At 29.2% G+C, this 22,411-nt stretch carries 22 protein-coding genes; 15 read left to right on the top strand and 7 right to left on the bottom strand.

Features of this window, described 5'->3' with window-relative positions; genetic code table 11:
• The 4 genes from EC396_RS00005 to EC396_RS00020 form a co-directional block, all read right to left on the bottom strand.
• Window positions 1–453: NUDIX domain-containing protein (locus EC396_RS00005; RefSeq protein WP_129364644.1), on the bottom strand; the 453-nt coding region annotated here is incomplete at its 3' end.
• Complete coding sequence (locus EC396_RS00010) at window positions 454–900, bottom strand: GNAT family N-acetyltransferase (protein WP_129364645.1); 447 nt, start codon at window positions 898–900, stop codon at window positions 454–456. It abuts the gene before it with no gap.
• A 3-nt stretch (window positions 901–903) separates the two neighbouring features.
• Window positions 904–1,812: a cation diffusion facilitator family transporter gene (locus EC396_RS00015; protein ID WP_129364646.1), complete on the bottom strand. Its 909-nt coding sequence runs from the start codon at window positions 1,810–1,812 to the stop codon at window positions 904–906.
• 67 nt (window positions 1,813–1,879) lie between these two features.
• Window positions 1,880–2,317, bottom strand: a complete 438-nt coding sequence (locus tag EC396_RS00020) for an RpiB/LacA/LacB family sugar-phosphate isomerase (protein WP_129364647.1) — start codon at window positions 2,315–2,317, stop codon at window positions 1,880–1,882.
• 742 nt (window positions 2,318–3,059) lie between these two features.
• Here EC396_RS00020 and EC396_RS00025 point away from each other — a divergent pair.
• From EC396_RS00025 to EC396_RS00040, 4 genes are all read left to right on the top strand, one after another.
• Window positions 3,060–5,342, top strand: a complete 2,283-nt coding sequence (locus EC396_RS00025) for a ribonuclease R family protein (RefSeq protein ID WP_129364648.1) — start codon at window positions 3,060–3,062, stop codon at window positions 5,340–5,342.
• A 61-nt stretch (window positions 5,343–5,403) separates the two neighbouring features.
• Entirely contained in the window at window positions 5,404–5,796 is a 393-nt protein-coding gene (locus EC396_RS00030) for a DUF302 domain-containing protein (protein WP_129364649.1), read from the top strand.
• Window positions 5,797–5,805: 9 nt separating this feature from the next.
• Complete coding sequence (locus EC396_RS00035) at window positions 5,806–6,477, top strand: head GIN domain-containing protein (protein ID WP_129364650.1); 672 nt, start codon at window positions 5,806–5,808, stop codon at window positions 6,475–6,477.
• 99 nt (window positions 6,478–6,576) lie between these two features.
• On the top strand, window positions 6,577–6,771 hold the full coding sequence (locus EC396_RS00040; protein WP_129364651.1) for a twin-arginine translocase TatA/TatE family subunit: 195 nt from the start codon (window positions 6,577–6,579) through the stop codon (window positions 6,769–6,771).
• Between the two features lie 74 nt (window positions 6,772–6,845).
• On the opposite strand, the gene EC396_RS00045 is transcribed toward EC396_RS00040, so the two are convergent.
• Both EC396_RS00045 and EC396_RS00050 read right to left on the bottom strand, forming a co-directional pair.
• A complete protein-coding gene (locus tag EC396_RS00045; protein WP_129364652.1) occupies window positions 6,846–7,163 on the bottom strand; it encodes a YbjQ family protein in 318 nt (105 codons plus the stop codon).
• Window position 7,164: 1 nt separating this feature from the next.
• Window positions 7,165–8,088 (bottom strand): SPFH domain-containing protein, encoded by a 924-nt coding sequence (locus EC396_RS00050; protein WP_129364653.1) that lies wholly within the window; start codon window positions 8,086–8,088, stop codon window positions 7,165–7,167.
• Between the two features lie 229 nt (window positions 8,089–8,317).
• On the opposite strand from EC396_RS00050, the gene EC396_RS00055 reads away from it, so the two are divergent.
• From EC396_RS00055 to EC396_RS00070, 4 genes are all read left to right on the top strand, one after another.
• Entirely contained in the window at window positions 8,318–8,794 is a 477-nt protein-coding gene (locus tag EC396_RS00055; protein ID WP_129364654.1) for a (2Fe-2S)-binding protein, read from the top strand.
• A 3-nt stretch (window positions 8,795–8,797) separates the two neighbouring features.
• Window positions 8,798–10,966, top strand: coding sequence for a xanthine dehydrogenase family protein molybdopterin-binding subunit (locus EC396_RS00060; RefSeq protein ID WP_129364655.1), 2,169 nt, complete (start codon window positions 8,798–8,800; stop codon window positions 10,964–10,966).
• A gap of 242 nt (window positions 10,967–11,208) precedes the next feature.
• Entirely contained in the window at window positions 11,209–11,577 is a 369-nt protein-coding gene (locus EC396_RS00065) for a 6-phosphogluconate dehydrogenase (RefSeq protein ID WP_129364656.1), read from the top strand.
• Complete coding sequence (locus EC396_RS00070; protein WP_129364657.1) at window positions 11,567–12,118, top strand: acyl-CoA thioesterase; 552 nt, start codon at window positions 11,567–11,569, stop codon at window positions 12,116–12,118. Before EC396_RS00065 ends, EC396_RS00070 begins: the two co-directional genes overlap by 11 nt.
• 53 nt (window positions 12,119–12,171) lie before the next feature.
• On the opposite strand, the gene gltX is transcribed toward EC396_RS00070, so the two are convergent.
• Window positions 12,172–13,701, bottom strand: a complete 1,530-nt coding sequence (gene gltX, locus EC396_RS00075) for a glutamate--tRNA ligase (RefSeq protein WP_129364658.1) — start codon at window positions 13,699–13,701, stop codon at window positions 12,172–12,174.
• A gap of 489 nt (window positions 13,702–14,190) precedes the next feature.
• Between gltX and EC396_RS00080 the strand changes: the two genes are divergently transcribed.
• The 7 genes from EC396_RS00080 to mnmG all read left to right on the top strand — a co-directional run bounded on the left by EC396_RS00080 (window position 14,191) and on the right by mnmG (window position 22,368).
• Complete coding sequence (locus tag EC396_RS00080) at window positions 14,191–14,613, top strand: hypothetical protein (RefSeq protein ID WP_129364659.1); 423 nt, start codon at window positions 14,191–14,193, stop codon at window positions 14,611–14,613.
• Between the two features lie 347 nt (window positions 14,614–14,960).
• Window positions 14,961–15,254: a hypothetical protein gene (locus EC396_RS00085; RefSeq protein WP_129364660.1), complete on the top strand. Its 294-nt coding sequence runs from the start codon at window positions 14,961–14,963 to the stop codon at window positions 15,252–15,254.
• Between the two features lie 3 nt (window positions 15,255–15,257).
• On the top strand, window positions 15,258–16,034 hold the full coding sequence (locus EC396_RS00090) for a sensor histidine kinase (RefSeq protein WP_129364661.1): 777 nt from the start codon (window positions 15,258–15,260) through the stop codon (window positions 16,032–16,034).
• A gap of 4 nt (window positions 16,035–16,038) precedes the next feature.
• Window positions 16,039–16,683 carry a response regulator transcription factor gene (locus EC396_RS00095; protein ID WP_129364662.1) on the top strand — a complete coding sequence of 215 codons (645 nt, stop codon included), beginning with the start codon at window positions 16,039–16,041 and terminating at the stop codon, window positions 16,681–16,683.
• Window positions 16,684–16,730: 47 nt separating this feature from the next.
• Window positions 16,731–20,048, top strand: a complete 3,318-nt coding sequence (locus EC396_RS00100; protein ID WP_129364663.1) for a DUF4175 family protein — start codon at window positions 16,731–16,733, stop codon at window positions 20,046–20,048.
• 1 nt (window position 20,049) lies between these two features.
• Window positions 20,050–20,463: an rRNA maturation RNase YbeY gene (ybeY, locus tag EC396_RS00105; protein ID WP_129364664.1), complete on the top strand. Its 414-nt coding sequence runs from the start codon at window positions 20,050–20,052 to the stop codon at window positions 20,461–20,463.
• Between the two features lie 33 nt (window positions 20,464–20,496).
• A complete protein-coding gene (gene mnmG, locus EC396_RS00110) occupies window positions 20,497–22,368 on the top strand; it encodes a tRNA uridine-5-carboxymethylaminomethyl(34) synthesis enzyme MnmG (RefSeq protein WP_129364665.1) in 1,872 nt (623 codons plus the stop codon).
• Window positions 22,369–22,411: the final 43 nt, after the last annotated feature.

The following is a 22,411-nucleotide window of genomic DNA, read 5'->3' on the forward strand; positions in this document are numbered from 1 at the left end:
TTCTTCTAAACCACCACCTTCATTAACTTTCATTTCATCACTATATTCAGCAATAAAATAATGAATTTTTTCAGTAACAGCACCTGGTGTTGAATAAATTTCAAATAGCTTTGTAGGGTTGTTAATTTTAAAACCTGTTTCTTCTTCAGCTTCTTTTTTAATACAAGTTAATGCATCATCAGCATCTAATAAACCAGCACAAACTTCAATCATCATACCGTCTAAATTCTCATTTAAATAAGTTGGCATTCTAAATTGTTTGGTTAAAATCACCGTTTTTTTTGCTAAATTATATAGTAAAATTGCAGCGCCATCACCTCGGTCATAACATTCACGACTTTGGCTTTGCCATTTACCAGTTTTAAGCTGATATTCAAAATTTACTTTGTCAAGTTGGTACCAATTATCTGAAAGTTTTTCTACACTTGTTATTTTTACTTTTGAATTGCTCATTTATATTAATTTTAGCATTGCTATATGTGGTATTCCATCTTCTAAATATTCTTCACCATTTTGAATAAATCCGTGAGATTCATAAAAAAGTTTTAAATGTTTTTGAGCTGAAATTTTAATTTCTGTTTCCTTAAAATAGGTTTCAATAGCTTCAATAGAATATTTTAAAATTACGTGTCCATAACCAAATTTACGATCATTAAAAGCTACTACAACTCTACCAATACTCGATTTTTCAAAATAATCACCAGGTTTAAAAATACGTGTATAGGCAACTAATTTTTCGTTTTTATAACCTAAAATATGAATTGCTTTTTGATCTTTATAATCTATATCTTGATAAACACAATCTTGCTCAACAACAAATACTTCACTGCGTAATTGCAATATTTCATACAATTGATTGGTTGTTAATTCAGTAAATAATTTGGTGGTAATTTGAAGCATACGTTAATCTTGTTTTATCAATTCTTTTTCATCGTCGCGCTTAAATTCGGGCTGAAAATTACAGTGATTTATTTGAAATTTATCTAGTAAAACTTGTTCAATTTTTTCGCAAATTACATCAAAATCAGATAGGTTAATATCTTTATAAAATTCGATATGTGCTTCTAAATGACAATCGTTTTCATTTAATTGCCAAATATGAACGTGGTGAATGTTTTTAATTTCATCAACCTTTAAAACTTCATCTGCAACCTCATCAATTACAATATGATTTGGTGCAAAAAGCATTAAGATTTTGGTTGAAGTAACTAAAATTTCCCAACTCATATAAATTAAATAAAAAGATATAATAAGTGTTAACAAAGCATCTATCCAATAAATTTGATAGTATTTCATAATTATACCTCCTAAAAAAACAGCCACTGAAGTTAACATATCTGTTAATAAATGCAAATAAGCAGTTTTCATATTTAAATTATGATTGGCATCATTTTTTAATAGTAAAACGCTAAAACCATTTGCTAAAATTCCTAAAAGTGCCAACCAAATAACAATACCAGCTTCAATATCATGAGGTGTATTAAATCTTTTAACAGCTTCAATTGCTAAAAAAATAGCAATAGCAATTAAAGATGCTGCATTGATAAATGCTGCAATAATTTCGGCACGTTTGTATCCAAAAGTATATTGTTTGGTTTGCTTTTTACTGTTTGATAATAAATTAGCACCATAACTAATTATCAATGAAATTACATCTGAAAAATTATGAACAGCATCTGAAATTAATGCTAAACTTCCTGAAAGTATACCTCCAATTAATTGAGCAACAGTTATTAATACATTTAAAACTATTGAAATTAACAAATTTTTACCCGAAATAGATAAATGATTGTGTGAATGATTGTGACTCATTTTTTTAATAAATAATGTCAATTACAAATTAATAATTCGTAATTAATAATTTAAAATTAACAATTAATTAGCAGCAGCCTGTTGGAATTTTATCTATTCTGTTTTGATGACGACCACCTTCAAACTGCGTATTTAAAAATATTTCAACAAAACCTAAAGCTTGTTGTAAAGACACAAAACGTGCAGGAATGGTTAATACATTTGCATCATTATGCAATCTTATCAATTCAACAATTTCATTGTTCCAAACCAAACCAGCTCTAATACCTTGGTGTTTATTAGCAGTCATTTGAGCTCCGTTACCACTTCCGCATAAAATAATTCCGTAAGTTGCTTCACCACTTTCTACCGCATTGGCAACTGGGTGTATAGCATCGGCATAATCCATACTAGCATTTGTATTGGTTCCAAAATTTAAAACTTTAATACCTTTGCTTTCTAATAATTTAATAATTTCGAATTTATATTCGGTTCCCGCGTGATCATTTCCAATGGCTATTGTCATTTTTTTTGTTTTTGTTAATAAGTTGAAGCGCAAAATTACGAAATAGCAGTTATTAACAGAAAAAAAAGACGTTGTTAATATTAAATTTTAAAAAGCTGATTAACAATTACTTTACGTTTTATTAACATTGTCAATAAGTTTTTACTTAAAAAAGAAAACTTTTTTTTGATTATTAATAAGAATAGTTTAATGCAAAAACTGACATGAAATAACCAAATTTATTTATGATTTTTTTAACAAAAGTTTTTAACAGTTTTTTAATAGGTTCTTAACATTTTCAATTAAAATGTTATTCAAAAAAACAGTTAATTTTTAATTTTTAATAATTGTTTATAACCTATTTACTATTATTGATTTTTAACCTTTTATAAATTAATAACATGTTAATATCTATTAATAACTGATATATCAAAATTAAAATTCAGTTAATTATTGTAGCTATTAACAAACAATAATAACAACCAATCTTTTTTTTAAATTTTAAAAATCTTTTTTTTAATTATTATAGTTGTTAATAACATTTAAATTTTTGTTTCATTTCAAATTTTATTAAAATAAAATACTTTTTATGGTTTCTTCTAAATAAAGATTTGTAAAAACTAGATTGATATTTTACTTTGATATTTAGATTACTTTAATCAAAAAATTATAAATTATGGTATCATTTTAATTTATATAAGTTTTAATTAACATAGTGAAGTCTTATATTTTGTATTTTTGATGTAATTATAAAAAATAATGAATGCCGAAGAAAAAAACAATTTATAAAAAGAAAGGGAACGTTATAAAAGATTTAACCAGAAAATTGTTAAAACTATTAAATCAAGATCCTAAAAATAGTTTTAATTACAAACAAATTGCTGCCAAATTAGATATAACAGATCCTAATGGTCGTAATCAAATTATCCAAAAATTAGAAGAATTAAAAGGGCAAAAAAAAGTTGAAGAAACTGAACGTGGAAAGTTTAAAATTTTGCCATTAGATAAGTATTTTATTGGAACTTTAGATGCTACAACCAACGGAAATGCTTATTTTATTTGCGACGAATTAGAAAAAGATATTTACATTCCGGCACGTAATTTAAACAGAGCTTTAGATAAAGATACTGTACGAATTTATAAATACAGTCGTAAAAATAGCAGTAAAGAAGAAGGAGATGTAGTTGAAATTATTAAGCGTGCTAAAACCGAATTTGTTGGTGTTTTACAACTAAATAAAAACTTTGGTTTTTTAATTGCTGATGATGCTAAAATGTATGCCGATATTTTTATTGCAAAAAATAAATTAAACAATGCTGAAGATGGTGAAAAAGTATTGGTAAAAATGACCGATTGGCCTGCAAATTCTAAAAATCCTTTTGGTGAAGTTGTTACTGTTTTAGGAATGCCAGGTGATCACGAAACTGAAATGCACTCTATACTTTTAGAGTATGGTTTACCTTATGAATTTCCTAAAAATGTTGAAGCTGAAGCTGAAAAAATTTCTTTTGATATTACTAAAGAAGAAATTTCAAAGCGCCGAGATATGCGTAAAGATTTAACTTTTACCATAGATCCAAAAGATGCCAAAGATTTTGACGATGCTTTGTCTTTTGAAATTATGGAAAATGGTAATTATGAAATAGGAATTCATATTGCTGATGTTTCGCATTACGTTCAGGAAAAAACTATTATTGAAGAAGAAGCTTATAAAAGAGCAACTTCGGTTTATTTAGTTGATAGAGTAGTACCTATGTTGCCTGAAATTTTATCAAACGGCGTTTGTTCATTACGACCAAATGAAGAAAAATTAACTTTTTCTGCAGTATTTGAAATGAACAAAAAAGGAGAAGTTTTAAATGAATGGTTTGGTAGAACGGTAACTTATTCCGACAAACGTTTTGCTTATGAAGAAGCACAAGAATTGATTGAAAATAATATAGACACTCAGCGAAATAATAGTGATAATAATGCCGAAAAAGAAGTTTCGTCTACGCTTAACCAGCAATTAAACTGTAATGTTTCTTCTGAAATTTCTATAACTGGTGAAGCTTATACAGTTGCACCCGAAATTGTTTCGGCAATTTTAAAAATGGATACACTTGCAAAAAAACTGCGTAAAAAGCGTTTACAGCAAGGTGCAATAACTTTTGATAGGGTAGAGGTTAAATTTAATTTAAATGAAAATGCAGAGCCTGTAGGTGTGTTTTTTAAAGAATCTAAAGACGCTAATAAATTAATTGAAGAATTTATGTTATTGGCAAACCGAAAAGTTGCCGAATTTGTTGGTCGTAAAAAAGGTGTTGCAACTAAAAATACCTTTGTTTATCGTGTTCACGATGAGCCAGATTTAGACAAATTAATGTCTTTACAGGGTATTGTTAGTAAGTTTGGATATAAAAACAAAATTGATACAAAAGATAAAAAAACAACATCTTCTTCATTAAATCAGTTATTGCAAGATGTTCACGGTAAAGGAGAGGCAAATATGATTGAAACACTTGCAATTCGCTCTATGAGTAAAGCAGTGTATACCACTCAAAATATAGGTCATTATGGTTTGGCATTTGATTATTACAGTCATTTTACATCACCAATTCGTCGTTATCCCGATGTAATGACACACCGTTTGTTGCAACATTATTTAGAAGGCGGAAAATCTCCAAAAGCCGAAGGTTACGAAGAAAAATGTAAGCACTCATCTGATATGGAACAATTGGCTTCAAAAGCCGAAAGAGATTCTGTTAAATATATGCAGGTGAAATATATGGAAGACCATAAAGATCAAGAGTTTGAAGGTGTAATTTCAGGTGTTACAGAATGGGGAATTTATGTTGAAATTATTGAAAATAAATGCGAAGGAATGGTAAGAATTCGCGATATAAAAGATGATTATTACCTGTATGATGAAAAGCAATATGCTTTGGTAGGTCAATCAACAAAAAATCTTTATCAATTAGGTGATCACGTTTTAATAAAAGTAAAAAAGACCGATTTAGAACGCAAGCATTTGGATTTTACTTTGCTCGAAAAAATTGGTAAATAATTAACTCATAAAGTTATAATTATTGATTAATTTGTGAGTTATAATATCAAATTAAATAGTTATGAGTTATTATTTTAGTAAAATTTTAGAAAGTAAAAATTTTGATGAAGCCATTGTACTTACAACAGCCGAATTAAAAAAAGAAGGTTTTGGTGTTCTTACCGAAATTAGTATTGATAAAACATTGAAAAATAAAATTAATGTTGATTTTAAAAAGTATACAATTTTAGGTGCTTGTAATCCTCAATTTGCATACGAAGCTTTAAAAAGCGAAGATAAAATAGGTGTTTTTCTTCCTTGTAATTTTATTGTTGAAGCCCATGAAAATGGCAATATAGAAGTTTCAGCAGTAGATCCAATTGCAGCTATGAATTCAGTAAAAAATGAAAAACTTGCTCAGTTAGCCATTGAAATTCAGGAAAAAGTGAAAAGAGTAATAGAAAATTTGAAATAAAATATTAAAATGAAAAAAATAACATTTGTATTATTATTTGCTTGTTCATTGGTATTTGGACAACAAAATATGACAACCAATTTAGGTGATTTTAACGATTTAAAAGTATTTAGTGGTTTAACAGTTAAATTGGTTAAATCTGATGAAAATAAAATTGTAATTACAGGTTCTAAAGCAGATCAAGTTTCGGTAAAAAATAAAAACGGTTTGCTAAAATTAAGTCTAAAATTTACTGATGGTTTTAAAGCAGATGACATCAATATTAATTTATATTACAACAAAAATTTAGGTGTTTTAGATGCTAATGAAGGTGCTTTTATTATTTCTGATGATAAAATTGAACAGTTAAGTATAGAATTAAAAGTACAAGAAGGTGCGCATATAGAATTACCGTTAAAAGTTAAATATATAACAGCTAAAGCTATTTCAGGTGGAATTATTGAGGTTCATGGAACAGCTCAAAATCAAACCATAGATATCAATACTGGTGGTATTTACAAAGGTTTTAATTTAGTGAGTTTACAAACTACTGCAACTGCAACGGCTGGTGGTATTATTGAAGTAAAAGCTGAAGAATTGTTAAATGCCAGTGTAAATTTTGGAGGTAATATTTATTATAAAGGTACCCCTAAAGAATTGATAACAAAAAAGGTTGTTGGAGGTATAATTGAACAAAAATAACAATGTAAATACTTGTAAATGAGTATTAAAGTTTCATTTATAATATTTATTATTGGTTTTAATTTTATTAGTATATTTGTAACCTAAAATTTAAAAAACATGAATGCACTTACTATATTTTTAGGAATGGTTGGACCTTGGCAATGGATAATTATTGGTTTAGCCGTTTTATTATTGTTTGGAGGTAAAAAATTACCAGAGTTGATGAAAGGGTTAGGTAGCGGTATTAAGGAGTTTAAAAAAGCAACTCAAGATGATGACGATGCTGACAAAAAAATTGAAGATAAAAAGTAGTTTTAAAAACTAAATAATATAAAAAAAACCTGAGAAATTTCTCAGGTTTTTTGTTTTTATAAAGTTGTTAATTTTTAGATTTTAACTGCTGTTCCAGAGGCGGTAACCATTAACATTCCTCCATTAGAACCAACGGTTTCATAATCTAAATCTACCCCAATTACAGCATTTGCACCTATTCTTTGCGCTTGTTCCTGCATTTCTTTTAAAGCAGTATCTTTGGCTTCTCTTAATACACTTTCATAAGAGCCAGATCTTCCGCCTACAATATCTCTAATTCCTGCAAAAAAATCTTTAAAAATATTGGCACCTATAATGGTTTCGCCAGTAACAATGCCTAAGTATTGTTTTATAGTATGGGTCTCAATGGTATTTGTTGTTGTTACTAACATGTTACTTTTTAGGTTTTTTAGTTATATCATTATCTTCAGATTCAATCATTTTATTTGCAGCTACCAAGCTTGTAACCATATCGTTAAGCATCGTACTGGCTGCATTTGGATTGTTTGGCAATAAAATTAAATTCGATTTTGTATCTGCTCCAATACTTTGTAAAGTATCGTAATGTTGGGTAATAATAATCAATGCTGATGCTTCCTGACTGTTGATACCAGCTCTGTTTAAAACAACCACACTTTCTTCTAAACCACGTGCAATTTCTCTTCGTTGATCTGCAATACCTTTACCTTGTAAACGTTTACTTTCTGCTTCAGCTTTAGCTCTTTCAACAATTAAAATGCGTTGTGCATCTCCTTCGTGTTGTGCAGCAATTTTTTCACGATCAGCAGCGTTGATACGGTTCATGGCAATTTTCACCTTTTCATCAGGATCAATATCAGTTACCAACGCTTTAATAATATCGTAACCATATTCTAACATTGCTTGTTTTAAATCGCGTTGTATAGCCAATGCAATTTCTTCTTTTTTCTCAAAAACATCATCTAAAATCATTTTAGGAACTTCAGCTCTTACAACATCAAAAATAAAAGCTGTAATTTGTTCATGTGGGTTTTGTAATTTGTAAAAAGCATCATAAACGTGTGCTGGTCTAACCAAAAATTGTACAGAAATTTTTAAATGCACAAAAACATCATCTTTTGTTTTGGTTTCAACAATAACATCAAGTTGTTGTACTCTTAAACTAATACGCCCGGCAACTTGGTCTATTAAAGGTATTTTAAGTTGTAAACCCGGATTTCTGGTACTTTCAAATTTACCAAAACGTTCAATAATGGCAATAGTTTGTTGTTTTACGGTGAATAAACCAGATGCAACAAGCACTACAGCAATAAAAATAATAACATAAGTAACAATCATTTTTTCAATTTTTTTAAGATTATTTAATCTTTTAAAGATACAAATTTTAGCGTTTATATCATAAAGCGTGTATAGTATTTGTATTAGAATAATGCTAAGTGTTACAATTTATTTTTAATAATTAAATTAGAATAAATTTAAATAGCTTAAAAAATTGAATTTAAATAAAACCTTATTAGTTAATAGTCAAATTATTAATTAATTTTAATGAGAAATAAAATATGTAACTATGAGCCAATCTATTAGTTTTAAGTTAAATGGCGAAGCTGTAACTGTTGAAGTTGAAGGCAGCGAATCTTTGTTAAACGTTATTAGAGAAAATTTAGATAAAACAGGTACTAAATTTGGTTGTGGTTTGGGCGATTGTGGAGCTTGTACAGTGGTAATTAACAATGAAGCCATTCGTTCTTGTATGTTAGCTGTTGAAACTGTTAAAGGGCAGGAAATATTGACTATTGAAGATCTAGAATCCAATGGTAATTTACATCCACTTCAGCAGGCATTTATTGAAATTGATGCATTGCAATGTGGTTTTTGTACTCCTGGAATGATTATGAATGCCTATGGTTTATTGCTTAAAAATGCAACACCTACTCGTGATGAAATAATTGAAGAAATGGAAGAAAATTTATGTCGTTGTGGTTCGTATAATCGAATTATTGAAGCCATTCAGTTAGCAGGTAAAAAAATGAACTCAAAAATATAAATTATGAAGCCAGATAAAATTGATGAAATATATTTTAGTGATGTTGATAATGAGCCTATTCAATTAGATAGACGTGATTTTTTAAAGAAATTAGGTGGCGGAATTATTGTTGTTTTTTGCTTGGGAAAATTATCGTTATTAGATGGTTTTGCGCAAAATCAAAAAGAAGATCCTTCAAATTTTAATGCTTATTTAAGAATAAAAGAAGACGGACGCGTAAATTGTTATATCGGTAAAATTGAAATGGGACAAGGAATTTACACTTCTTTGGCTCAAGTTTTAGCCGATGAATTACAAGTTTCAATCAATGTTATTGATATGGTTATGGGCGATACAGATTTATGTCCGTATGATGCCGGAACTTGGGGTTCACGTACTACCCGTTTTTCTGATCCTGTTTTAAGAGCTGCTGCTGCTGAAGCTCGCGAAATTTTACTGCAATTGGCTTCAGAAAAATTAGCAGTAAATACCAATGAATTGGCTATTGAAAACGGTGTTATTTTTGTAACAAATAATACTTCAAAAAAAATAACATTTGCCCAAATTACAAAAGGACAAAGAATTGTTAAAACTTTAACTACCAAACCTGAAATTAAAAAATCAACAGATTTTAAAATTATAGGACAACCCATTATAAGTATGGATGCCAAGGCTAAAGTTACTGGTAAAGCACAATATTCTGGTGATATTAAATTACCTCAAATGGTGTATGCTAAAGTAATTAGACCAACAGTTTATGGCTCTAAAAAAATAGCTGTAGATACTGCTGGTTTGGCTAATTTTGAAGGGGTAACGTTAATTAACGAAGGCGATTTAGTGGCTGTAGTGCATTCAAATTTAGAGGTTGCTAATAGTGCTGCTAGAAAAGTAAAAGTAACTTGGGATGCGCCTAAAGCTACTTCAAACACAGATACCATATTTCAATATTTAGAAGACAATATCACCGATTTTAAAGTTTTTCAAGAAGCTGGTGATTTAGCTACTGGTAAACAAATTTCAAAAACCATTATTGAAGGCAAATATTTAGATGGTTATAAAGCACATGCATCTATGGAAACACATGCTGCAACTTGTTATTTTGAAGATGATAAATTAATTATTTGGGCTTCTACCCAAACGCCTTTTGGTTTGCGTGATCAATTGGCAAATGAATTGAAAATGCCAACTGAAAAAGTGCATGTGAAACAAATTTTTTTAGGAGGTGGTTTTGGTGGAAAAATATACAATCAACAAGCTATTGAAGCTGCTATAATTGCAAAATCTTGTAAAAAACCTGTGCAATTGGTTTGGAGCAGGAGAGAAGAGTTTATGTACGATAGATTTAGACCGGCAACCGTTGTTAATATAACTTCTGGTGTAGATAATGAAGGTAAATTAACTTTGTGGGAATTTGATATTTATTGTGCAGGAACTAGAGGAACTTCGGTTTTTTATGGTGTTGAAAACAATAGAACCCGCGCATTTAACCAAAAAAATGTTAAAGGAGATAGCCATACAAGTGCATTAAATACAAGTATAAATCCATTAGGAACAGGTGCTTGGAGAGCTCCGGGTAACAATTCAACTACTTTTGCACGTGAATCTCATATCGATGTTATTGCTTATAAAATTGGTATGGATCCTTTAGAATTTAGATTGAAAAATTTAAATAATAAAGATATGACTGCAACTCTTAATTTGGCAGTTGAAGCATTTGAATGGAACAGAAAAAAGGAAGAAGGACACGGTTATGGTATTGCTTTAGGCGAAGATGCTGGGACTTGTGTTGCAGTAATTGCTGAAGTTTTTGTTGATAAATTAACTGGAGTTGTAACGCCAATAAAAGTTGTTTTAGCGCAAGATATGGGTCAGGTTGTTAATCCGCATGGTGCAACCGTTCAAGGTGAAGGTGGTGTTACAATGGGACTTGGATATGCATTATATGAAGAAGTTGAATTTAATGGCGGAAAGGTTAATACGCGTAATTTTAAAAATTATCAAATTACAAAGTTTTCAAATACGCCAAAAATTACTTGTGTTTTTATAGATAAAATGGATGCAAAACCACAAGGTGGGGGTGAACCAGGAATTATTTGTGTGGGTGGCGCCATTGCAAATGCTGTTTTTGATGCTTGTGGTGCAAGAGTAAACAGAATGCCAATTACACCTAAACGAATTTTAGAAGCATTATAAAATTGAAATTTTAAATAATATAACAGTTATCTTAGTTTCATTTAACAAAATTGAATACATTACAATTTAAAAATTACCTATTGGGATAAAAAAACGTATTTAAAATAATTAAAAGAGCAGTTAATTAACAATTTGAGGAATTTTGTAAAATTTAACAGGTTGAATTCATTTATATTCAAAAGAAATTAACTTTGCTTTCAAAATATTTAGAAATACGTACTATTCATTAAATATATTTTAGTATGAAAAAATTTTTATATTACACGCTTGGAATTGTTACCGTTGCGTTATTAATTTATTTTTTAGCTGTTTATTATTTAACTTATAGCCAAGGATATAGAGCAGGTGAATTGGTTAAATTTAGTCATAAAGGGTTGATTTTTAAAACTTGGGAAGGAGAAATTAGTCAAGGAGTTTCTGAAGGACAAATTTTTGTTTTTTCGGTTGAAGATCACGAAAAAGAATTAATTCAACAATTGGTAGATTACCAAGGTGCTTATGTTAGACTTAAGTATAAAGAACGTTTTAAAACGTTTCCATGGTTAGGAGATTCTAAATATTTTGTAACTGAAGTTGAAAAAACAGAAAGAAATAAATTATATGAACATTAAATTTAAAACTCCAAATGAGTCTGAAGTAATTTTAACAGAGTTAATGTTGCCTTCGCATTCAAATTTTAGCGGCAAAATTCACGGTGGATTTATTTTGTCTTTAATGGACAAAGCAGCCTTTTCATCAGCCTCAAAATTTTCAGGAGAATATTGTGTAACAGCCTCAGTAAACAGGGTTGATTTTTTAAATCCTATTGAAGTAGGAGAGTTGGTAACATTAAGAGCAAAAGTTAATTATGTTGGCCATTCATCTATGGTAGTTGGTATTAGGGTTGAGTCTCAAAACATTAGAACAGGAGTTTCAAAACACTGTAATTCATCTTATTTTTCAATGGTAGCCAGAGATGAAAACGGAAAAGGAATTCAAGTTCCAGGTTTGATCTTAAAAAGCAATAATGATGTAAGACGATTTTTGCGTTCTATTAAACATATCAATATGCGAAATGAACGTAAAATTGAATTTAGCTCAGCTAATTTTAAGCCTGAAAACTACAAAGATGCTTTAATTGATTACAATGTGAAGTTGGAAATTGATCAATAATATAAAAAATTGTGTGATTGTAATAAGTTACAATCACACAATTTAAAAAAAAGCTATAAAGCGTTTATCGCATTTTTAATACGATCTATTGTTGCTTGTTTTCCAATCATTTCAGCAATATCAAAAAGGTGAGGTCCTTTCATTTCGCCAACCAAACTCAATCTAAAAGGTTGCATTACTTTACCAAAACCAATTTCTTTGGCTGTAATCCATTCTTTTACAATGGTTTCAATATTTATAGATGTAAAATCTTCAATTGATTCTAAAACAGCAACCAATTCTTGCATCAATTCAGCAGTATCTTCTTTCCAATTCTTTTTAGCTGCTTTTTCATCATAATTTGATGGATTTACAAAGAAAAAGTTTCCTAAATCCCAAAAATCGTTTACAAAAGTGGCACGTTCTTTTATCAATGAAACCACTTTTTCTATATAATTCAAAGGTTTTTCAATTCCTTTTTCAGCTAAAATAGGTGTAAATATTTCAGCCAATTCAGCATCAGATTTTAACATCATATATTGCTGATTGAACCACTTTGTTTTATCTGGACTAAATTTAGCACCGCTTTTGCTAACACGTTCTAAAGTAAAGGCATTTGACAATTCTTCTAAACTAAAAATTTCTTGTTCAGTACCTGGATTCCATCCTAACAATGCCAGCATGTTTATAAAAGCATCCGCAAAATAACCATCTTCTTTATAACCACGTGAAACATCACCTGTTTCATTGTTTATATATTCTAATGGAAATACTGGAAAACCTAATTTATCACCATCTCGTTTGCTTAATTTACCTTTTCCAACTGGTTTTAAAATCAATGGTAAATGTGCAAATTCTGGAGATTTCCAACCAAAAGCTTCGTATAAAGCAATATGAAGTGGAAGTGAAGGCAACCATTCTTCACCACGAATTACGTGTGTTATTTCCATCAAATGGTCATCAACAATATTTGCCAAATGGTAGGTTGGCATACCATCACTTTTAAACAAAACTTTATCGTCTAAAATGGCAGTTTTAAAATTAACTGTTCCACGTATAATGTCTTTGGCTTCAATAATGGCATCTTCATTGTTTATTTCAGGTTCGTGCATTTTAAAACGCACTACATAATTTTCGCCATTGGCAATACGTTGCGAAACTTCTTCAGCAGAAAGCGAAATGGAATTTGTTAATTTAGCTCTATTGTGCCAATTGTAAATAAAAGTTTTACCTTTTGCTTCGTGATCTGTTCTGTGAAAATCTAATTGTTCAGCAGTATCAAAAGCGTAATAAGCTTTGCCTTTTGCAATTAAATCTTCAGCATATTGTTTGTAAATTTCTTTGCGTTCAGATTGACGGTAAGGTCCAAATTTTTCATTTTTACCTGGTCCTTCTTCAAAAGGAATATTACACCAGTTTAATGCGTCTATAATATATTTTTCAGCATTTTCAACATATCGAGTTTGGTCTGTATCTTCAATACGTAAAATAAATGTACCGTTATATTTTTTTGCAAACAAGTAGTTAAAAAGTGCAGTTCTAACACCACCAATATGTAAAGGTCCTGTTGGACTAGGAGCAAAGCGTACTCTTACATTTTCCATTTTCTGAAATATTTTTAGGGTGCAAAGATACTTTAACAAAAAGAATATGGAAGTTTTATCACAAAAAAAAGGTTGCACAAATGCAACCTTCTAAAATCTGCCCAATATCGATTTTAATACCCTTAAGCTATTAAAGGAATTTTTTTTTAGGGGACGAGCCTTGGTTTAATGATTTTTTACGTAATTCTTTTTTTCAAATTCTCTAAATTCTTTTGAATTTGAAGTTACCTTACTTAACATATATAAATTTAATATAATTACAAATGCTATTAATATACTTGTTAATATTAATTTAATATTTTTGAAGTTTTTTATACTTAAAATATCCATAATATTTGATCTTTTGTGAGTACAAATGTATTAGAGCTACTCAATATATTTGCAAGGGAAAACACCTAAAATGCTTAGGGGATATTTCCCCTTTATTTTTAGATCACATAGATTGTTATAATTGCATATCTTTAACACTTAATTTAAATTAAACATTTTATGAAATTAATTACTGCAGAAGAAGCAAAAGAATTGAACCAAAATTTTATCAAAACTCGTTCAAAAGACTTGGATAAAATTGTTGAAAGAGAAACCGGAAAACCTAAAGAAAAAGATGCTATTTCTTCATGGTTTTCATTAGACGAATTAAAAGAATACATAGCTTATGTAGAGGCAGAAGGTAAAGCAAAAAATATTGATATTGATGGTATCCGTATTTATTTTGGTGCTTATGCTACTAATGATAAAAAGCAAGATAAAAAAGCATTGTCTACCGTATTTATGGTGCCAACACAACCTAGAGTTGGTTCTTTACAAAAAGATGGTATTGCAGTAGCAGCTCCAAGTGCAGATGTTGAAAGTATTGAAGGAATGAATAGAGGTTCTATGGGTTATCCACCTTCAGCAGCATACCCACAATAATTTTGAAATATTTTTTTTTAATATATCCATTAATTTATTTAACAATACTTGTTACAGGTATTGTTTATTACCCAAAAATTAGAAATAGTCTTAAATTAAAACTATTTCTAATTTTTATTGGGTATTCTTTGCTAACAGAAATCTTAGCATATATTTTAGGAGTTTTATATGGCATAAACACTTTTTTCTTATATAATATTTGGAGTTTAGCAAATTTCTTTTTTTATATGTTCTTTTTTTTATCGCTTTTAAAAATACCCAAAAAGCGTAACATAGTAAAGACTATTATTTTTAGCTATTCTCTTTATACTTGTATTGAAATTGGTTTTTTTGCTAATTTTTTACAAATGCCTTTAGATCTAAATACCATTATTGGAAGTTTATTATTGGTAATTATTATATTGATTTATTTTTCTGAATTATTACAAGATGATGCGATATTAAATTTAAATCAAACCATATTTTTTTGGATTGGTTTAGCTGTATTGTTATTTAATATTGGTTTTATTCCTGTTTTTGTAATTGCAGAATATATTTATTTTGGTGGCGTTTTTAGAATAATAACATTGATTTTAAATTTAATAATGATGGCATGTTTTATAACTGGTTTTATAGTAAGTAAAAAAGAATTTAATTCGTAATTTATGGAACAAACTGAAATACAGCTCCTGGTTTTTGTAACCACCATTATTGTTTTAATATTGGCAATTACATTGATTGTTTTCTTTTTTTATTTTCAGCAAAAAAAAACGGCGTATTTATTAAAACAACGCGAAACACAATTGCTTTTTGAAGAAGAAATTACCAAATCTAAATTAGAAATTCAGGAACAGGCATTGCAAAATATAAGTTGGGAAATTCACGACAATGTTGGTCAATTGTTGTCAACAGCTAAAATGCAATTAAATATGATGCAATTTACTTTGCCCGAAGACCAACAGGAAGGCATACAAGAAACCAGTAATATTATTGGTAGAAGTTTGGAAGATTTACGCGGTTTGGCAAAATCATTAAATCCTGAAACTATTAAAAATAAAGGTTTAATTACTTCTTTAAAACAAGAAGTAGAACGCTACAATCGTTTAAATTTTATCAACGCCAAATTAGAAATTTCTGAAGATTTTTTTGATTTAAGTAATGAAAAGGAAATTATTTTGTTCCGTATTTTACAAGAGTTTTGTAACAATACCTTAAAATATTCAAAAGCAAAAGAATTGATTGTTAATTTAAATTATGAAAATGATGTTTTAAATATCACGGCTTCAGATAACGGAATAGGCTTTGATACCAACGATAAAACCAAGCAAAATGGCATTGGTTTAATTAATATAAAAAGTAGAGGAGAGTTGATAGGTGCAAAAATTGACTTGAAATCTGCACAAAATAAGGGAACTATGTTATATATTAGTTGCCCAAAATAAGACCATGAATAAAATAGATATTATTATTGTAGATGATCATCAGTTGTTTTCAACAGCACTTCATAGCCTTATTGGTAAATTTGAAGATTTTAATGTTATTAAGGTGTTGAATGATGGTGCTGAAGTTGTTGATTATTTTAAAAATGGAAATCCTGTTCCTGAAATTATTTTAATGGACATTCAAATGCCAATTATGAATGGTATTGAAGCGACTATTTGGTTGAAAAAAAATCAACCTAAAATTAAAGTTTTAGCACTTTCTATGGAATGTGATGAAGCAACTATTTTAGCCATGTTACGTGCAGGAGCTAAAGGATATTTGTTAAAAGATATTCATCCTATGGTTTTAAAACATGCCATTCACGAACTTCATAATGTTGGATTTTATTATACTGAAAATGTTACAAATACTTTATTAAAATCTCATGCCGAAGATTTAAATACCAATACAATAGTTTTAAAAGATCGTGAATTGGAATTTTTAAAATTAACTTGTACTGAAATGACTTACAAACAAATTGCTGAAAAAATGTTTTTAAGTCCTAAAACTGTTGAAAATTATCGCGAAGCTTTATTTGAAAAATTAGAAGCAAAAACACGTATTGGATTGGTTTTATACGCCATTAAAAACAAGATTGTGATATTGTAGTCAATTTTAGTTAATTTTATCAATTCTAAAAAGATAAAATATTAAGGTTGAATACTTTTAATCACATACAAACAAAACTTCAACAATTCATTAAAAAATATTATTTAAATGAATTGATAAAAGGACTCTTATTGTTTTTTTGTTTGGGATTGTTGTATTTTATTTTCACGCTGCTTATCGAATATTTTTTATGGTTAAAGCCAACAGCACGCACTGTTTTGTTTGTATGTTTTGTGTTGGTTGAAATGGCTTTGTTTATATTTTATATTTTGATACCTATTTTTAAAATTTGGGGATTAAAGAAAGGAATTAATCAACAAGAAGCTGCTGTAATTATTGGTAACTATTTTCCTGAAGTTAAAGATAAGTTGCTGAATATGTTACAGTTAAGGTATGTAAACGAAAATAATGAACTTATTGAAGCTAGTATTGAACAGAAATCCAGCGAGTTACAATTTGTTTCGTTTAAAAATGCTATTCATTTTTCAAAAAATAAAAAATATATCAAATATGCGCTTATACCAATTGTAATATGTGGGTTATTTTACATTACAGGTAACAGTTCAAATTTTAAAAATAGTTTAAATAGGGTAGTGCATTACCAAACTCAATTTGAAGCACCAGCACCTTTTGCTTTTAAAATTTTAAATCCATCGTTAAATGTTATCGAAGGTGAATCTTTTACTTTAGAAATTGAAACTGTTGGTAATGTTGTTCCACAAGACGCTAAAATATATTTTAACAACGAAAGTTATTATCTTCAAAATAACGGCTTCGGAAAATTTTCTTACACATTTTCTTCCCTAAAAAACAGTATTGATTTTTTTATTGAAAGTGGAGAAGTAGTTTCAAAAAATTATGTTTTAACCAGCATTGCTACACCTGTAATTCAAAATTTTAAAATGGTTTTAAATTTTCCAAAATATACTGGCAAACAAAATGCAGTTATATTTAATACCGGTAATGCTGTTGTTCCAAGTGGAACCAACATATCATGGCAAGTTGAAACCTATCAGGCAGATCAGGTAACTTTTAATGTTGTTCAAAACAATCCAATAGATTTTATCAAAAGCTCAAAAAATTATTACAACTATACTTCTCAAATTTTTGAAGGTTTTAATTATGCAATTAGTACTTCAAACGCACAATTAAAAAATCACGAACAATTAGATTTTACAATTCAGGTTATTTCCGACCAGTTTCCTAAAATTATTGTCAATTCAGATATAGATTCTATCACTAACGGTCCTGTTCAATTTTTTGGTCAAATAAGCGACGATTACGGGTTAAATAAGGTGCAACTAGTATATTATAATAAAAATTTACCAAACGCGCTTAAAACAGCTTTAATTTCAGTTCCCAAAAGTACTTTTGCCGAGTTTTACTATATTTTTCCGAATGGTTTAGAAATTGAAAATGGAATTGATTATGAATTTTATTTTGAAGTTTTTGACAATGATGCCATCAATGGTTCAAAAAGAACAAAAAGTAAAACATTTAGTTATTACAATAAAACTGTTGAAGAGGTAAATACTGATTTGTTAAAAGATCAAAATAATGCCATAAATAGTATTTCAAAATCATTAGAAAATGCTAAAAAGGAAAATTCAGCTTTAGATAAATTTAAAAAGGATTTACAAAAGAAATCCGACATCAATTGGAATGATACTAAAAAGTTAGAAGATTTTTTAAAACGTCAAAATCAATACCAGGAGTTGTTTCAAAAACAAACCAAACAATTAGAAGATAATTTAAAGGAACAAACAGTTAACGATGGTTTAAAAGAAAAAGAGAAAGATCTTGAAAAAAGAATTGAAGAAACTAAAAAACTAGTTGACCAACAAAAAAAGTTAGACGAGTTAAAAAAGTTAACTGAAAAATTAGCGCGTGAAGATTTAATGGATAAGCTCGATGAAATTACCAAAGAAAACAAACGCAACACTCAAAGTTTAGATCGTATTTTAGAGTTAACCAAACGTTTTTATGTTGAACAAAAAATGGCTCAAATTAATGATGCATTGGCCAAGTTAGCAAAAAAGCAACATGAACTTTCTAATCAAGTTCCTTCAGAAAATACTTCAGAAAAGCAAAATGAAATTAATGAAAAATTTAATGAAATAAAAAATGATTTTAATGAACTAGATAAACAAAATCAAGATTTATTACGCCCAATGAAGTTGCCAAATAATAATTCTAAAAAAGAGGAAATTGATCAAGATTTAAAAAATGCTTTTGATGAATTGTCTAAACAGGATAAGAACAATACACAAGATGCTAATAAATCAAATGCGCAAAAAAGTCAGAAATCGGCTGCAAAAAAAATGCAAAAAATGAGTCAGTCTTTGGAGCAAAGTATGGCTGCTATGGAGGGAGAATCTATCGATGAAAATATAGAAGAGTTGCGTAAAATTGTAGAAAATGTTTTAAAGTTTTCTTTTGAACAAGAAGCATTGATGTCTTCATTTTCGGGTTCAGATAGCAACCATCCTGAATATCCAAACAACTTAAAAAAGCAATATGTTTTAAAAGAATATTTTGAACATATAGACGATAGTATTTATATGATGTCTTTGCGCTTGGTTAAAATGGGTGCAGAAATTCAAAAAAATGTTTCTGATGTTTATTATAATATTGACAATTCATTAGATAATTTTTCTGATCAAAATATTTCTCAAGGAATATCAAATCAGCGTTTTGTTATCACAGCTGCAAATAATTTAGCGAATCAATTAAGTGATTTGTTAGAAAATTTGATGAATGCTTCTTCAAGTATGGGTAAAGGAAATGGCAATCAACAGCAATTTACATTGCCCGATATTATTCAAAAGCAAGGTGAGCTAACTCAAAAAATGAAAGATGGTATGAAGAAAGGTGAAAAGCCTGGTGAAGAAAATGGTGAAGGTAAAGATGGTTCAAAATCTGGAGAAAATGGTGAAGGTAACAATGAGCAAATGAACAGTGAATTGTATGAAATTTACAAACAACAAAATGCCCTTCGTCAAGCTTTAAATGAAATGATTGGAGATGAAAATGGTGCAGGTAAAAATGGTAATGTTGATGCTATTAAAAAAATGGAAGTTCTAGAAAAGGAATTGTTAGAAAAAGGATTTTCTAATGATGTTATACAAAGTATGCAACGTTTAAATTACGAATTATTAAAATTAGAAAAAGCAAAAATTGAACAAGGTCAAGATTCAAAACGTACTTCTAACACCAATATCCAAACTTTTGAAAAGCATACAATAGACTCTTTAAAGTTACAAAATCGGTATTTTAATAATACTGAAATATTAAACAGACAATCCTTACCTTTGCGCTTGATTTATAAAATTAAAGTGCAAGAGTATTTTAAAAAAGAAGAGTAGTATGATAGAATTTAATTATGAAACAGATTTTAAATTAGAAGATGAATCTAAAATTAAGGATTGGATTTCTAATGTTATTGAATCTCGCGGTTTTACCGAAGGAGAATTAAATTACATTTTTTGTGATGATGCATATTTATTAAAACTAAATGTTGAGTTTTTAGAACACGACACTTTAACTGATATTATTAGTTTTGATTACACTTTAGGTAAGTTAATTAGTGGAGATATCTTCATTTCTGTTGAAAGAGTACGTGAAAATGCCTTAGAATTCGCTCAAACATTTGAAAATGAATTAAATAGGGTCGTAATTCACGGTATTTTGCACTATTTGGGCTTTAAAGATAAATCTAAAGACGATAAATTGAATATGCGCAATGAAGAAGATGCTTGTTTGCAATTATTAAATGCTTAATTAACGTTCCACGTGGAACACAATATATAAATTATGTTTAGTACAGTTTACGATGTTATAGTTATTGGAGGTGGCCATGCAGGAAGTGAAGCTGCTGCAGCAGCTGCAAATATGGGTTCTAAAACATTGTTAATAACAATGAGTTTGCAAAACATTGCTCAGATGAGTTGTAACCCTGCTATGGGTGGAATTGCTAAAGGGCAAATTGTTCGAGAGATTGATGCTTTGGGTGGTTATAGTGGTATTGTAACTGATGAAACTGCTATTCAATTTAAAATGTTGAATAAATCAAAAGGACCTGCAATGTGGAGTCCAAGAGCTCAAAGTGACCGTATGCGTTTTGCTGAGTGTTGGAGAAATATGTTAGAGCAAACGCCTAATGTAGATTTTTTTCAAGACATGGTTAGGGGGTTGATTTTTGATGGTGATAAGATTGTTGGTGTTACAACTTCATTAGGAATTGAAATTAAATCTAAGACAGTTATTATTACCGCTGGAACTTTTTTAAATGGTTTAATTCATATAGGTGATAAAACTTTTGGTGGTGGTAGAGCAGGTGAAAGTGCTTCAATTGGTATTACCGAAGATTTGGTGAAAGTAGGTTTTGAAGCTGGAAGAATGAAAACAGGAACACCTCCAAGAGTTGATGGTAGGTCTTTAGATTATTCTAAAATGATTGAGCAACCTGGTGATGAGATTCCTGAAAAATTTTCATATTCAGCTACAACAAAACCTTTGGCTAAACAACGTTCTTGTTATATGAGTTATACTTCTTTGGAAGTTCATGAATTGTTAAAAACAGGCTTCGATCGTTCGCCAATGTTTAACGGTAGAATTAAAAGTATTGGGCCAAGATATTGTCCTTCTATTGAAGATAAAATCAATCGTTTTGCAACTAAAGAACGTCATCAATTGTTTGTTGAACCTGAAGGATGGAATACTGTTGAAGTTTATGTAAATGGGTTTTCTACTTCGCTTCCTGAAGATGTTCAGGACAAAGCTTTGCGTAAAGTAGCCGGATTTGAAAATGTAAAATTCTTTAGATATGGTTATGCTATAGAATATGATTTTTTTCCACCTACACAATTAAACCATACTTTAGAAACTAAGCTAATTAAAGGTTTGTATTTTGCAGGTCAAATTAACGGTACTACTGGTTATGAAGAAGCAGCAGCGCAAGGATTAATGGCTGGTATAAATGCTGCTTTAAATGTTCAGGGTAGAGCTCCTTTTATTTTAAAAAGAGATGAAGCTTATATTGGTGTTTTGATTGATGATTTAATTACCAAAGGTACTGAAGAGCCTTACAGGATGTTTACATCTCGCGCAGAGTATCGTACTTTATTACGTCAAGACAATGCTGATTTACGTTTAACACCTATGGCTTTTGAATTGGGTATTGCATCAAAAGACCGTATGGATCGTGTGTTGGAAAAGCAAGAGAAAACCGATTTGTTTGTTAGTTTTTTGCAAGACACTAGTATTGCTCCAGAGGTTATAAATCCGATTTTAGAAGAAAATAATACGGCTTTAATTTCGCAATCTATGAAGTTGTTTAAGATAGCTGCTAGGCCGCAATTAAACTTTAACGATCTTCAAAAGATTCCGTCAATTCAAGAATTTATTTTAGAAAATAAAATAGACAATGAAATTATTGAGCAGACTGAAATTCATGTAAAATATGCTGGTTATATTGAAAAGGAAAGGAACCAAGCTGATAAGGTAAATAGATTGGAAAATGTTTCAATTCCTTCTAATTTTGATTATTCAAAAGTGAAGTCTTTATCAATTGAAGCACGACAAAAATTAGCTAAAATTAAACCAATTTCTATTTCTCAAGCGGGTAGAATAAGTGGTGTTTCACCAAGTGATATTTCTGTTTTGTTGGTTTATATGGGAAGGTGATTTTTAGCGTTCCACGTGGAACGTATCTTTTTTAAAAAGATAA

It is taken from the genome of Lutibacter sp. HS1-25 (genome assembly GCF_004121075.1).
Lineage (GTDB): Bacteria > Bacteroidota > Bacteroidia > Flavobacteriales > Flavobacteriaceae > Lutibacter.

Bases quoted from the DNA above. Each gene is read 5' to 3' on its own strand.
- EC396_RS00045 (WP_129364652.1), bottom strand. From the start codon at position 7,163: ATGTTAGTAACAACAACAAATACCATTGAGACCCATACTATAAAACAA.
- EC396_RS00080 (WP_129364659.1), top strand. From the start codon at position 14,191: ATGAAATTAATTACTGCAGAAGAAGCAAAAGAATTGAACCAAAATTTT.
- EC396_RS00035 (WP_129364650.1), top strand. From the start codon at position 5,806: ATGAAAAAAATAACATTTGTATTATTATTTGCTTGTTCATTGGTATTT.
- EC396_RS00020 (WP_129364647.1), bottom strand. From the start codon at position 2,317: ATGACAATAGCCATTGGAAATGATCACGCGGGAACCGAATATAAATTC.
- gltX (WP_129364658.1), bottom strand. From the start codon at position 13,701: ATGGAAAATGTAAGAGTACGCTTTGCTCCTAGTCCAACAGGACCTTTA.
- mnmG (WP_129364665.1), top strand. From the start codon at position 20,497: ATGTTTAGTACAGTTTACGATGTTATAGTTATTGGAGGTGGCCATGCA.
- EC396_RS00050 (WP_129364653.1), bottom strand. From the start codon at position 8,088: ATGATTGTTACTTATGTTATTATTTTTATTGCTGTAGTGCTTGTTGCA.
- EC396_RS00030 (WP_129364649.1), top strand. From the start codon at position 5,404: ATGAGTTATTATTTTAGTAAAATTTTAGAAAGTAAAAATTTTGATGAA.
- EC396_RS00090 (WP_129364661.1), top strand. From the start codon at position 15,258: ATGGAACAAACTGAAATACAGCTCCTGGTTTTTGTAACCACCATTATT.
- EC396_RS00025 (WP_129364648.1), top strand. From the start codon at position 3,060: ATGCCGAAGAAAAAAACAATTTATAAAAAGAAAGGGAACGTTATAAAA.
- EC396_RS00040 (WP_129364651.1), top strand. From the start codon at position 6,577: ATGAATGCACTTACTATATTTTTAGGAATGGTTGGACCTTGGCAATGG.
- EC396_RS00065 (WP_129364656.1), top strand. From the start codon at position 11,209: ATGAAAAAATTTTTATATTACACGCTTGGAATTGTTACCGTTGCGTTA.
- ybeY (WP_129364664.1), top strand. From the start codon at position 20,050: ATGATAGAATTTAATTATGAAACAGATTTTAAATTAGAAGATGAATCT.
- EC396_RS00095 (WP_129364662.1), top strand. From the start codon at position 16,039: ATGAATAAAATAGATATTATTATTGTAGATGATCATCAGTTGTTTTCA.
- EC396_RS00010 (WP_129364645.1), bottom strand. From the start codon at position 900: ATGCTTCAAATTACCACCAAATTATTTACTGAATTAACAACCAATCAA.
- EC396_RS00015 (WP_129364646.1), bottom strand. From the start codon at position 1,812: ATGAGTCACAATCATTCACACAATCATTTATCTATTTCGGGTAAAAAT.
- EC396_RS00060 (WP_129364655.1), top strand. From the start codon at position 8,798: ATGAAGCCAGATAAAATTGATGAAATATATTTTAGTGATGTTGATAAT.
- EC396_RS00055 (WP_129364654.1), top strand. From the start codon at position 8,318: ATGAGCCAATCTATTAGTTTTAAGTTAAATGGCGAAGCTGTAACTGTT.
- EC396_RS00070 (WP_129364657.1), top strand. From the start codon at position 11,567: ATGAACATTAAATTTAAAACTCCAAATGAGTCTGAAGTAATTTTAACA.
- EC396_RS00085 (WP_129364660.1), top strand. From the start codon at position 14,961: ATGCCTTTAGATCTAAATACCATTATTGGAAGTTTATTATTGGTAATT.